The organism is Pseudomonas sp. PA-6-3C, from assembly GCF_021605825.1.
Taxonomy (GTDB): domain Bacteria; phylum Pseudomonadota; class Gammaproteobacteria; order Pseudomonadales; family Pseudomonadaceae; genus Aquipseudomonas; species Aquipseudomonas edaphica.
This window is the reverse complement of record NZ_WKDV01000015.1, coordinates 43,733-55,814: the sequence shown is the minus strand read 5'-3', so window position 1 is coordinate 55,814 and position 12,082 is coordinate 43,733. Positions and strand designations below refer to the sequence as shown.

Below are 12,082 nucleotides of genomic sequence, written 5' to 3'. Positions count from 1 at the left end.
GCTCACTTAACTATCAGCGGCTGGCTGCGAGGGTTATCGACACCGACTCGGCAAAGCGCAGCGCATGGGGCTTGTCCACTTCGACTTCGGCGTACAGCACGGACTCATTGCTCATCACCAGGTCCAGCAACTCTTGCGTCAGGCGTTCGAGCAGCGCAAAGCGATTGCCTTCGACGTGGGCAATAATCGCCTTGGTGATGGTGCGGTAATTCAGCGCGTGGTCGATGTCATTGTCGCGCACGGCTTCCTGGGCGGCATACAGGATAGTCAGGTTGATCAGCACGTCCTGCTTGTTGTTGATCTCATCTTCATTGATGCCAATAAAGGTGCGCAGGCACAGGTCCTTGACCCGGATGCGCGCCATGCCTGGTTGAAGTTGTGGCATTGCTACTTGCTCCGTCCGATCAGTTGCAGGAACTCCATACGCGTGGTGTTCGACTCGCGGAACGCGCCGAGCATCACTGAGGTGTTCATGGTTGAATTCTGTTTTTCCACGCCGCGCATCATCATGCACATGTGCTTGGCTTCAATTACCACCGCCACGCCTGCGGCTTGGGTGACCTGCTGGATAGCGTCGGCGATCTGCCGCGTGAGGTTTTCCTGGATCTGCAGGCGCCGCGCGTACATGTCGACAATGCGCGCCAGCTTCGACAGGCCCAGCACCTTGCCGGTCGGTATATAGGCCACATGGGCCTTGCCGATAAAGGGCAGCAAATGGTGTTCGCACAGCGAATACAACTCGATGTCCTTGAGGATCACCATCTCGTCGTTATCGGAGGCGAACAATGCGCCGTTGACGATGGTTTCCAGGTCCTGCTCATAGCCATGACACAGGTACTGCATGGCCTTGGCGGCGCGCTTGGGGGTGTCGAGCAAGCCTTCGCGCTCCGGGTCTTCGCCCAGGCCTTTGAGGATCTCGCGGTAGTGTTGGGGCAGGGACAAGGTCATACAACATCCTCACAAACGGCTTACTTGATATGCCGCCCGCCGTTGACGGTCAGGGTGGTTCCGGTGACATACGGGTTGTCCAGCAGGTAACGCACACTCTGGTAGATCACCGCAGGCCCAGGCTCGATGCCCAGCGCTGACTTGGCCAGCACCTTGGCGCGGTACGCTGCATCATCGCCCGCGTTGAACATCACCATCGCCGGCGCGATGCCGTTGACCTTGATCAGCGGCGCAAACTGCGCAGCGAACGAAAGTGTAAGGCTGTCGAGGCCGGCTTTTGTGGCGCAGTAGGCGATGTGCTGACGGCTGCCCTTGCGCACCACGTCATCGCTGATGTGCACGATATCGGCGGGTGTCGAGCGTTGCAGCAAAGGTGAACAATGCAGGTTGATCAGATACGGCGCAAGCATGTGCACACTGAACATGTCGGTAAAGGCGCGGCTTTCGTCGCCAGGTGTTTCGGCAACCCACGCCGACGCGTTGTGGATGATCGCACGCAGGCTGTCGGTATGGGTTTTCAGTTCGGCGATAAAGGCCAGAATCCCGGCCTCAGTGGAGAAGTCGGCAAACACGCCGAGCGCGCCACGCGCGCGCAAGGCCTCAACGCCTGGGCGTTCGCTGCGGTAGCTGAAAATCACCGCGTGGCCTTCGTCGAGCAGGCGCTCGGCACAATAAAGGCCGACACGCTGGCCGGCACCGGTGATCAGGATCGGGGCGTTGGTTACCGTCATGGGAGGCTCGAGTCGCTGGCAGGTTGAAACTATACCAGCGACCGGCCACGCCTGTACTCAAGCAGCGGCTTGGGTAGCCTTGGGCGTTGGTGTTGGATGCAACCAGCTCGCGAGCAGATGGGTCGATAGAGGAATAAAGAAGTAAACCATCAGCGGCGTGAGTGCCAGGGTACTGACCAGCACACGCGGGAACATGTCCAACTCGCTGAGCAGCGGCCCCAGGCCGAAGTTGAACAGCAGCGACACCGGGAAAAATGCCAGCCAGATCGCCACCGCCTGTTTCCAGCGCGGTGGTCGTGCACCCACGGCACCGAACCAGCCATCGATGCCACTGACGCGATGCTCGGACGGGTCGGCAAACAGTTCGCTGCCACGGCTTAGCCAGGCGCTGCGCGAGGCGGAGAACTCCCAGGCATGCAGGGTTTTTTCATCGGCGAAGCGGAAGATGATCTGAAACTCATCATCATTGGGCGGCGGCGCAAGCACGCCGGAACCCAGGTAGCCGGGGAAGTCAGTGGCCAATTGCTCGCCTTCGCGCAGCCAGGCCATCAATTCTTCATAGCGCCCTTTGGCCACGCGGCGCGCAACCATCAAGGTGACGGGAGAGGTAGACATTGTGTATCTCCAAGTAATCAGGTGCGCCAAGCCGGGTAGGTGGCGCACTAAGGTGGCGGTCGGGTAAGACCATCACCAAAAAGCAGGCAAGGATTATTCCTGTTTTGAAGAAATACGCCAGCGGCAGTGGTCCGAAAAGTAACGGCCTTGAAAAGGACAGGTAGAAAGGCGTTAAATGGGACCCCAAATAACGTTGGCTTTTTGGCTCAAAATGCCCGTGATTAATGTGCCCATTGATAGCATTTCGCAACTGGAATCAACCGTCTCAGATGAGCTGTTTCCGATCCGTGAAGTGTCAAGACTGACAGGTGTGAACCCGGTCACACTGCGAGCCTGGGAGCGGCGGTATGGCCTGATCCAGCCAACGCGCACCGAAAGCGGGCATCGGCTCTACTCCAGCGCCGATATTGTGACCGTCAATCGTATTCTCGACTGGATTGAACGCGGCGTGGCCGTGAGCAAGGTCGGTAAGATCCTCGCCCGTGACGATCAGCAGGCTGAGACCATTCGTGCCGAGGGCGATAAGGTCGACGAGAGTGAGTGGTCACAGTGGCGGCTGCGGTTGCTGCAGGCGGTCAAAGCCTTTGACGATCGCCAATTGGAAAGCCTGTACGGTCAGGTTTTCGCGACTTACCCGCTGAACGTTGCGTTCCAGGACATCCTGATGCCCCTCTGGAGCGATCTGATGCGCCACCAGGGGCATTTTGGCCAGGCCAGTGAATGGCTTTTTTACGACACCTTCCTGCGCATGCGTACCTTTGAGCGCTTGCAGCTTGCCAGTGCCCCACTCGCGCCGCGGGTGTTGCTGGCGGCCATGCCTGGCGAATGCCGTAAATTGGAACTGCTGGTAGCGGCGCTGATGCTCAGTCACGAAGACACGCCGGTGAAAGTGCTGGGCATGGGCCAGCCCTTTGATGAACTGACATTGGTGTGTGAAAAGATCCGGCCCAAGGCGCTGGTGATTTTCTCCAACCATTGGCATAACCATGATCTGGCAGCGCGCCTGAACCGTCTGGCGTTGACCCTGGATTGCCCACTGTTCCTGGCCGGTGCCGCTGCGGACCTGGCCGAGGGTGATCTGGCCGGTTCGTCTATCGGCTGCCTGGGCAGCGAAGGGCGCCAGATGCAGAGCCGCTTGCAGCAGTTTCTTGCAGGCCAGTTGGATAGTTGATTTCAGGCGTGTACGTGCGGATGGACCAACCGGTGCTGATGCAGGATGAACTGGCGTAACCGTTCGATCTCATTCGCGTCACTCTGGCTCAGGCGATAAGCGAACAGACCCCGCGCGGTTTCCCGTTCCAGCGTGCCGCGCAAGGCAATACGCTCGTAACCGGACGGGCTGAACCACAGGGAAAAGGTTTTCGGCGGTTTGACCCGACCGCGAATTTCCACCAGTACGCCCTTGAATGACACCTCATGCACCCATAGCGCGGCAGGGTTGCCCCTGACGTTTTCCATCGCCACGGGGGCTTCAAGCGCCAGGCGCCATGGACGGATCATTGGCCCATCTTCAAAAATGCTCGGCACGCCCAAGCGCAGATGCACCGCATGAAACTCGTCTTCCACCAAATGCAGCGGGAAGGTCAGTTGCTGGTTGTCGAACTGTGCCTGGATGGTGACGTGGTCGTGAGCGGCCAGGCGCGTGAGCAAATCGCGAATCTGCGCACCGCCATTAACGGTCAGGCTCGACCAGGCATCCCGCAGGTTGAGTTGCGGGTTGTGCTGCATGTCCTGGATAAAATCCAGCTCGTCCTGCGTCAATAGCGCGTCGCGTTGCATTGATGTAGCTCAAGGGTGAGGCATTAAAAAGCCATTATCGCTCTAAAGACCGCATTTTTTACACTTTGTTAATTCCGCTCGTCGCCTTGAGTGCCGCCAGCTCATCTTTAAGCTCGGCCACTTGGGCTTCCAACTGAGCGATGCGTTGCTGCGCTTTCACCTGAACCGTAACGTCTTTTTGCACACCGACAAAATACGTTTGCTTGTCGGCCTTGTTGTAAACCGTGGAAAGCGACAGCTCATTCCAGAAGTGCGTGCCGTCCTTGCGGTAATTGCGCAGTATCTCCCGGCAGGCGCCACCGCTGTCGAGGGCTTCACGAATGGCCATCAGCGCCGGTTGGTCACGGTCACCCGCCTGCAGGAAGCGGCAATCCTGATACAGGATGTCGTCCAGGGTGTAACCGGTCAAACGCTCGAACGCCGGGTTCACGTAGATCAGCGGCTTGTCCTGGCCTTCACGTTCGGCGACGACGATACCGTCGTTAGAAGCGTTGATCACCAGTTGCATCAGGTTGGCGTTGATCATTGAGCAATCCATCGCATGTTTTTAAAGCCTGAATTCTATGGCAACTTTTGAATGTTGCACGGTGTGCACTGAAATATTTGTGTCAGCTGCTAATATCCCACGCTTTCGCTCAACTACAGGATCAGATTGATGAAAGTCGCCATCCTTTCCGGCTCGGTCTACGGCACAGCTGAAGAAGTCGCCCGCCACGCAGCCGGTATCCTCAACGCCGCCGGTTTTGAAGCCTGGCATAACCCACGCGCCACCTTGGCCGACGTGCAAGCCTTTGCCCCCGAGGCATTCCTGGCGGTCACATCGACCACCGGCATGGGTGAACTTCCCGACAACCTGCAACCGCTGTATTCGACCATTCGTGACCAACTGCCAGCCGCCTGGCGCGACCTGCCCGGTGCGGTGATCGGCCTGGGCGACGCCAGCTATGGCGACACGTTCTGCGGTGGCGGCGAGCAAATGCGCGAACTGTTCGCCGAACTGGGCGTACGCGAAGTGCTGCCGATGCTGCGCCTGGACGCCAGCGAAAGCGTGACCCCGGAAGCCGACGCCGAGCCTTGGCTGGCCGAATTGGTCACGGCACTGCGCGCTTGACCGGGAATTCACGCAGCAAGGCCCGCCACGCCAGATAAAGGCAATGCCCCAGCGCAAGCTGATGCCGGTGTTCTGGCTCGTGCTGACGGGCTTGCTCAACCTGTTCGCCGTGCCTTTATTGGCGGCACTTCTCTGACACCGTTTGTACTATTCTCATGACTGACTCGCTCAGTCATCAAGCTGGCTGCCAAGGCAACTCCTTGCGTCATCGCGCCTGACTAGACTGGCTCCTCATCCAGAAAAATAATAAGAACGCGAACCAAGGAGGTTGTTGCCGTGAGCCTAGCCCCTGTTCTATCGCCACAGAATGTCAAAGACCAGGTCAGCGCTGCCGAATGGCAGACCCGCGTCGACCTCGCGGCCTGCTATCGCCTGGTGGCGCTGCATGGCTGGGACGACCTGATCTTCACGCATATTTCCGCCAAGGTGCCGGGTACCGATGATTTCCTGATCAACCCCTATGGCTTGATGTTTCATGAGATAACGGCGTCGAGCCTGGTCAAGGTTGATCAGGCCGGCAACAAGCTGATGGACAGCCCTTACGAGATCAACCCCGCCGGCTACACCATCCACAGTGCCATCCATGAAGTGCGCCACGACGTGGTCTGTGTGCTGCACACCCACACCGCCGCGGGCGTTGCGGTGTCGGCGCAGAAGCAGGGCGTGCTGCCGATCAGCCAGCAATCCACCTTTGTCTTGTCCAGCCTGGCCTATCACGCCTATGAAGGCGTGGCGCTCAACCCTGAAGAAAAAGCCCGCTTACAGGCGGACCTGGGCGACAACAATTTCCTCATGCTGCACAACCACGGTCTGTTGACCTGCGCTGGTTCGATCGCTGACACGTTTTTAATGATGTTCACCTTCCAGCGCGCTTGCGACATCCAGGTGCTGGCGCAAAACGGCGGCGCCGAATTAATTGCCATTGAGCCGCAGATTCTGGCGGGTGCCAAGGCGATGGTGGCGGTTGTCACAAAGAGCGCGCAAGGTATGGGTGGTGCACTGGCGTGGCCGGCGCTGTTGCGTAAATTGGACCTGCAAGATCCCGGGTATAAAAGCTGATGCCACTCGCCGAGATACCGCTCAGAGCCTGGCGCAAACGTGGCCAGGAATTTCTCTTCCGTGGCCACATGATCCGTTACTGGGTGGCGGGGCAGGGCGAGCCGTTGCTATTGATTCATGGCTTTCCCACCGCCAGTTGGGACTGGCACTACCTGTGGCAGCCCCTGGCCCAGCGTAACTTGGTGATCGCCTGCGACATGCTTGGGTTTGGCGATTCGGCCAAGCCGCTGAACCACGATTATTGCCTGCTGGAGCAGGCGGACCTGCAACAGGCGCTGCTCGAACACCTGCGTGTGGAGCGGCCGGTGCATGTGTTGGCCCATGACTATGGCGACAGCGTGGCCCAGGAATTACTGGCGCGCCATTACGACGGCCGCTTCCTGATGGCCAGCTGCGTGTTCCTCAATGGTGGGCTGTTTCCCGAGACCCATCGCCCGGCATTGGTGCAGAAACTCTTGCTCAGCCCACTCGGCTGGATGATCGGCCGTGCCTTTGGGCGCAACGCTTTGTCGAACAGTTTCAGCCAGATTTTCGGCCCGAACACGCGGCCCAGTGAAAGTGCACTGGATGACTTCTGGAGCTTGATCAACTGCAATGACGGCCCGCGTATCCTGCATAAGTTGATTGCCTACATTCCCCAGCGCCGCCGTCTGCGTGAACGCTGGGTGGCGGCGATGCAACGCAATGAAGTGCCGCTGCGGGTAATCGACGGCGAAGTCGATCCCATTTCCGGTGCGCATATGGTGGAGCGTTATCGCCAGTTGGTGCCCAATGCCGACTCGGTATTACTGACCAATATCGGCCACTACCCGCAGATCGAAGCGCCGGTGCTGGTGCTCAAGCATTATTTGGCGTTTCGCGAACGTATCGGTCAGCCGGCGCCGCGAGTGGCCTACTCCTGAGGCCAATCCCGGGCTGCTGCGCAGCCCAGCGGGAGCAAGCTCCCTCGCCACAACAGCCGGTTGATCATCGCGCTGTCTTATTGAGCACCATTCAGCCTCGGCCGTGTTTATTGTGACCAAAGGCTGCGTGCGTGACACTCAACCCATTGCCAATGTCGCCAACGGAGTTCGGTATGAGTGAGTCAGTGCAGTTCCAGGATAAGGTCGTGATCGTCACCGGTGCCGGCGGCGGGCTGGGCCGTGCCCATGCGCTGCTGTTTGCCAGGCACGGGGCCAAAGTGCTGGTCAACGACCTCGGCGGCTCGACCCAGGGCGAAGGCGCGAATGCCTCGGCCGCCGACCGTGTAGTGGCGGAGATTCGCGAGGCGGGCGGTACTGCCGAGGCCAACCATGACTCCGTAACCGAGGGGGACAAGATCGTCCAGCACGCACTCGACGTGTTCGGCCGTGTCGACGTGGTGGTCAACAACGCCGGCATCCTGCGCGACAAGACCTTCCACAAAATGGACGACAGTGACTGGGACCTGGTGTACCGCGTGCATGTCGAAGGTGCCTACAAAGTTACCCGCGCCGCCTGGCCGCACATGCGCGAGCAGGGTTATGGCCGCGTGATCTTTACCGCGTCCACCTCGGGCATCTATGGCAACTTCGGCCAGTCCAACTACGGCATGGCCAAGCTGGGCCTCTACGGTTTGACCCGCACCCTGGCGCTGGAAGGGCGCAAGAACAACATCCTGGTCAATGCCATCGCCCCCACCGGCGGCACGCGCATGACCGAAGGCCTGATCCCGCCACAGGTGTTCGAACGCCTCAAGCCGGAACTGGTCAGCCCGTTGGTGGTGTACCTGGGCAGCGAGGCGTGCCAGGACACCTCGGGCTTGTTTGAAGTCGGCGGCGGCTGGATCGGCAAAACCCGCTGGGAGCGCAGCCTGGGCGTGGGGTTTGACCCTGAGGCCGGGTTCTCACCCGACGATGTGGCGGCGCACTGGGCGCAGATCTGCGACTTCGAAGGCGCTGCGCACCCCAAGGACAACATCGAAGCGTTGAAAGAGATGATGGCCAATTTGCAGAAGTTCAGCCTCTGATCGTTGCTTGAACACAGTTGAATAAAACGGGGCGCTAAAGGCGCCCCGTTTTATTTTGGGTATAAAAAAGGCCGCTGCAAACGCAGCGGCCGAAGTAAGACGTTGGATCAAGGAGCGACAAATCAACGTCAGTGAACAGCGGTAATAGATTGAAACATTAGGCCAATCTATTGGAATCAGACTTTTCCTGGATTTACCCAAGCGGGCCATCTGCCCTGAAAGTGCGTTAAGAATAGTCGGTTGTAACAAAATGAGTAATAGCAGTTCAGGACAAGGACTGTTGCAATTTCTGTAATGATCGCCAGCGCGCTATCCATCCTCCTGATAATCCGCCATCTGCCTGATCCATGGTGGCGCCCAAACCGCGGCCAGAGCGCCTGTTCATCCTTTCGAGCGACACCACGAATACCCCTTTGGTGCGCTTATCGCTCCCGAGGGGCGGCAGTAGGGTGGGGCCTTCTGTCACTCACCGGGGAAGACGCATGACAAAAACAACAATGCGCGCCATCTTCACGCCACAGGCGCTGGCCACGGCGGTTGCGCTGGGTTTCTGCGCCCAGGCGCAGGCTGTTTCATTCAACATCGGCGAGATCGAAGGGCAATTCGATTCCTCGCTGTCGGTCGGCGCCAGTTGGGGCATGCGCGATGCTGACAAGAAGCTGGTGGGCATTCCCAACGGCGGCACGGGGCAGGCGTCCACCGGTGATGACGGGCGGCTGAACTTCAAGAAGGGTGAGACCTTCTCCAAGATATTCAAGGGCATTCACGACCTGGAGCTTAAGTACGGCGACAGCGGCATCTTTGTGCGCGGCAAGTACTGGTACGACTTCGAACTGCAGGACGAAAACCGCGAGTTCAAGCAAATCAGCAACAACCACCGCGACGAAGGCGCGCGCTCGTCCGGCTACGAGCTGCTGGATGCTTTTGTGTATCACAACTATTCCATCGGCGATTTGCCGGGCGCCGTGCGGGTCGGCAAACAGGTGGTGAGCTGGGGTGAAAGTACGTTTATCGGTAACTCGATCAACAGCATCAACCCCATCGACGTCTCGGCGTTCCGCCGCCCAGGCGCCGAGATCAAGGAAGGCCTGATTCCGGTCAACATGCTGTTCGCGTCCCAAAGCCTGACTAACCAGCTGTCGGTGGAAGGTTTTTACCAACTCAACTGGGAAAACACCGTGGTGGATAACTGCGGCACCTTCTTCGGTAACGATGTAGTGGCTCACGGCTGCAATGGCAACTACACGGTCGGCAGCCCGGCGATTGCGCCGTTGCAACCGGTGGCCGCAGCATTTGGCCAGGGCTTTCAGGTGACGCGCGAAGGCGTGGTGGTGCAGCGCGCCAACGACCGCGAAGCGCGCGATGGCGGCCAGTTCGGTGCGGCCTTGCGCTGGCTGGGCGATGACACCGAGTACGGCCTCTACTTCATGAACTACCACAGCCGCACGCCAACGGTGGGCACGATTACCGCCAACACCAACCTGGCCACCATCGGCCGCATCGTCAGCACTGCCAACGCCATCGCGCCCGGCAGTGGTTCGGGCCTGGCCCAGAGCACCATGCTCGGGCGTGGCCAGTATTACCTCGATTACCCGGAAGACATCCGCCTGTACGGCGCGAGCTTCTCCACCACCTTGCCCACCGGCACGGCCTGGACCGGCGAAATCAGCTATCGGCCGAATGCGCCGGTGCAACTCAACACCACCGACCTGACCCTGGCGCTGGTCAACCCGATTGCCGGCCAAACCGCTTCGCCGATCCGCAGTTCGTTCGGCTCGGACAACTCAGGTTACCGCCGCAAGGAAATCACCCAGATCCAGAGCACCATGACCCAATTCTTCGACCAGGTGTTGGGCGCCGAACGCCTGACGCTGGTGGGCGAGGCGGCCTATGTGCACGTCGGCGGGCTGGAAGCCAAGACCAAACTGCGTTATGGCCGCGATTCGGTGTATGGCGCCTATGGTTTCGGCGGCGACACCGACGGCTTCGTCACCGCGAACTCCTGGGGTTACCGCGCCCGCGCGATCCTCGATTACAACAACGTGTTCGCCGGGGTGAACCTCAAGCCCAACCTGTCCTGGTCCCATGACGTCAGCGGCTACGGCCCCAACGGCATTTTCAACGAAGGCGCCAAGGCGATCAGCGTCGGCGTGGATGCGGACTACCGCAACACCTACACCGCGAGCCTGAGCTACACCGACTTTTTCGGCGGTGACTACAACACCCTCACCGACCGCGACTTTATCGCCCTCAGCTTCGGCGTGAACTTCTGACTTGGTTTAAGGAAGGACAACAACCTATGCGTAAGCTATTTGCAGTGATGGCCCTGAGTGTACTGGCCGCCCACGTCATGGCCGCCGTCTCGCCCGAAGAGGCCGCCAAGCTCGGCACCACCCTGACGCCGGTCGGCGCCGAAAAAGCCGGCAACGCCGACGGTTCGATCCCGGCCTGGACCGGCGGCATCCCGAAAAACGCTGGCGCGGTGGACAGCAAAGGCTTTCTGGCCGACCCGTTCGCCAATGAAAAACCGCTGTTCGTGATCACTGCCGCCACGGTCGACAAGTACAAAGACAAGCTCTCCGACGGCCAGGTGGCGATGTTCAAGCGTTACCCCGAGACCTACAAGATCCCGGTGTACCCGACCCATCGCACGGTCAACCTGCCGCCGGATATCTACGAGTCGATCAAGCGCAGCGCGCTGAACGTGCACGCGATTAACGACGGTAATGGCCTGGAAAACTTCACCGGCAACCGTTACTACGCGTTCCCGATCCCGAAAAATGGCGTGGAAGTGTTGTGGAACCACATCACCCGTTATCACGGCGGTAACCTCAAGCGCATCATCACCCAGGCCACCCCGCAAACGAATGGCAGCTACACGCCGATTCGCTTCGAAGAAGAAGTGGCGGTGCCGCAAGCCATCCCGGACATCGACCAGGCCAAGGCGGCCAACGTGCTGAGCTTCTTCAAGCAATCGGTCACGGCGCCCGCACGCCTGGCGGGCAACGTGCTGCTGGTGCATGAAACCCTCGACCAGGTGAAGGAGCCGCGTCTGGCCTGGATCTACAATGCCGGCCAACGCCGCGTGCGCCGTGCACCGCAAGTCTCGTATGACGGCCCGGGCACCGCCTCCGATGGCCTGCGCACCACCGACAACTTCGACATGTTCTCCGGCGCGCCCGACCGCTACGACTGGAAACTGGTCAGCAAAAAAGAGATGTACATCCCCTACAACAGCTACAAGCTCGATTCGCCGACCCTCAAGTACGACGACATCATCAAGGCCGGGCACATCAACCAGGACCTCACCCGCTACGAGCTGCACCGCGTGTGGGAAGTGGTCGGCACGGTCAAGCCGAGCGAGCGGCACATCTACGCCAAGCGCCACATGTACATTGACGAAGACAGCTGGCAGGTCGCGCTGGTGGACCACTACGACGGGCGAGGCCAACTGTGGCGCGTTGCTGAAGGCCATGCGCAGTTCTATTACGACCACCAAGTGCCGGCCTACACCGTGGAAACCCTGTACGACATCATTGCCGGGCGCTACATCGCGCTCGGCATGAAGAATGAGGAAAAGCGCAGTTTCGTGTTCGGCTTCGCGGCCAAGGCGGCGGACTACACGCCAGCAGCGCTGCGGTCCGAGGGCGTTCGCTGACTCAGATATAAAACATGGGAGCGAGCTTGTGTGGGAGCTGGCTTGCCTGCGATAGCATCACCTCGGTATGCCTGTCAGACCGAGGTGTCTGCATCGCAGGCAAGCCAGCTCCCACATAAGCCAGCTCCCACAGTTGTCTGCATTCTGCCTTTAATTAATGCCCTTCAATCACCCCGCTGAATACTTCTTCAACA

Annotated in this window: 13 protein-coding genes; 7 read left to right on the top strand and 6 right to left on the bottom strand. The window is 59.6% G+C overall.

Annotated elements, in window-relative coordinates:
- Positions 1-13 precede the first annotated feature (13 nt).
- The 4 genes from folX to GIW48_RS12570 are packed head-to-tail and all read right to left on the bottom strand — an operon-like array spanning position 14 to position 2,294.
- A complete protein-coding gene (gene folX / locus GIW48_RS12585) occupies positions 14-385 on the bottom strand; it encodes a dihydroneopterin triphosphate 2'-epimerase (protein WP_017135091.1) in 372 nt (123 codons plus the stop codon).
- Positions 386-387: 2 nt separating this feature from the next.
- A complete protein-coding gene (gene folE, locus GIW48_RS12580; RefSeq protein WP_017135090.1) occupies positions 388-948 on the bottom strand; it encodes a GTP cyclohydrolase I FolE in 561 nt (186 codons plus the stop codon).
- Between the two features lie 20 nt (positions 949-968).
- Positions 969-1,679, bottom strand: coding sequence for a dihydromonapterin reductase (gene folM, locus GIW48_RS12575; protein WP_099549443.1), 711 nt, complete (start codon positions 1,677-1,679; stop codon positions 969-971).
- 57 nt (positions 1,680-1,736) lie between these two features.
- Positions 1,737-2,294, bottom strand: a complete 558-nt coding sequence (locus GIW48_RS12570; RefSeq protein WP_099549444.1) for an antibiotic biosynthesis monooxygenase — start codon at positions 2,292-2,294, stop codon at positions 1,737-1,739.
- Positions 2,295-2,505: 211 nt separating this feature from the next.
- On the opposite strand from GIW48_RS12570, the gene GIW48_RS12565 reads away from it, so the two are divergent.
- Complete coding sequence (locus GIW48_RS12565; protein ID WP_176992544.1) at positions 2,506-3,465, top strand: MerR family transcriptional regulator; 960 nt, start codon at positions 2,506-2,508, stop codon at positions 3,463-3,465.
- Positions 3,466-3,467: 2 nt separating this feature from the next.
- Here the strand turns inward: GIW48_RS12565 and GIW48_RS12560 are convergent, their stop codons facing one another.
- Together GIW48_RS12560 and GIW48_RS12555 are read right to left on the bottom strand one after the other, a co-directional pair.
- The gene (locus tag GIW48_RS12560) at positions 3,468-4,073 is read right to left on the bottom strand and encodes a hypothetical protein (protein ID WP_017135086.1); all 606 of its coding nucleotides are present in this window, start codon (positions 4,071-4,073) and stop codon (positions 3,468-3,470) included.
- 58 nt (positions 4,074-4,131) lie between these two features.
- Positions 4,132-4,599 carry a PAS domain-containing protein gene (locus GIW48_RS12555; RefSeq protein ID WP_017135085.1) on the bottom strand — a complete coding sequence of 156 codons (468 nt, stop codon included), beginning with the start codon at positions 4,597-4,599 and terminating at the stop codon, positions 4,132-4,134.
- Positions 4,600-4,728: 129 nt separating this feature from the next.
- On the opposite strand from GIW48_RS12555, the gene GIW48_RS12550 reads away from it, so the two are divergent.
- The 6 genes from GIW48_RS12550 (at position 4,729) to GIW48_RS12525 (ending at position 11,888) form a co-directional block, all read left to right on the top strand.
- On the top strand, positions 4,729-5,184 hold the full coding sequence (locus GIW48_RS12550) for a flavodoxin (protein ID WP_099549446.1): 456 nt from the start codon (positions 4,729-4,731) through the stop codon (positions 5,182-5,184).
- 276 nt (positions 5,185-5,460) lie between these two features.
- Positions 5,461-6,243, top strand: coding sequence for a class II aldolase/adducin family protein (locus tag GIW48_RS12545; RefSeq protein ID WP_017135082.1), 783 nt, complete (start codon positions 5,461-5,463; stop codon positions 6,241-6,243).
- Positions 6,243-7,145: an alpha/beta fold hydrolase gene (locus tag GIW48_RS12540; protein WP_176992546.1), complete on the top strand. Its 903-nt coding sequence runs from the start codon at positions 6,243-6,245 to the stop codon at positions 7,143-7,145. Before GIW48_RS12545 ends, GIW48_RS12540 begins: the two co-directional genes overlap by 1 nt.
- Before the next feature lie 173 nt (positions 7,146-7,318).
- A complete protein-coding gene (locus GIW48_RS12535) occupies positions 7,319-8,230 on the top strand; it encodes an SDR family oxidoreductase (RefSeq protein WP_017135080.1) in 912 nt (303 codons plus the stop codon).
- A 482-nt stretch (positions 8,231-8,712) separates the two neighbouring features.
- Positions 8,713-10,503: a DUF1302 domain-containing protein gene (locus GIW48_RS12530; protein WP_099549448.1), complete on the top strand. Its 1,791-nt coding sequence runs from the start codon at positions 8,713-8,715 to the stop codon at positions 10,501-10,503.
- 26 nt (positions 10,504-10,529) lie between these two features.
- Complete coding sequence (locus GIW48_RS12525; protein WP_236460464.1) at positions 10,530-11,888, top strand: DUF1329 domain-containing protein; 1,359 nt, start codon at positions 10,530-10,532, stop codon at positions 11,886-11,888.
- Positions 11,889-12,082 lie beyond the last annotated feature (194 nt).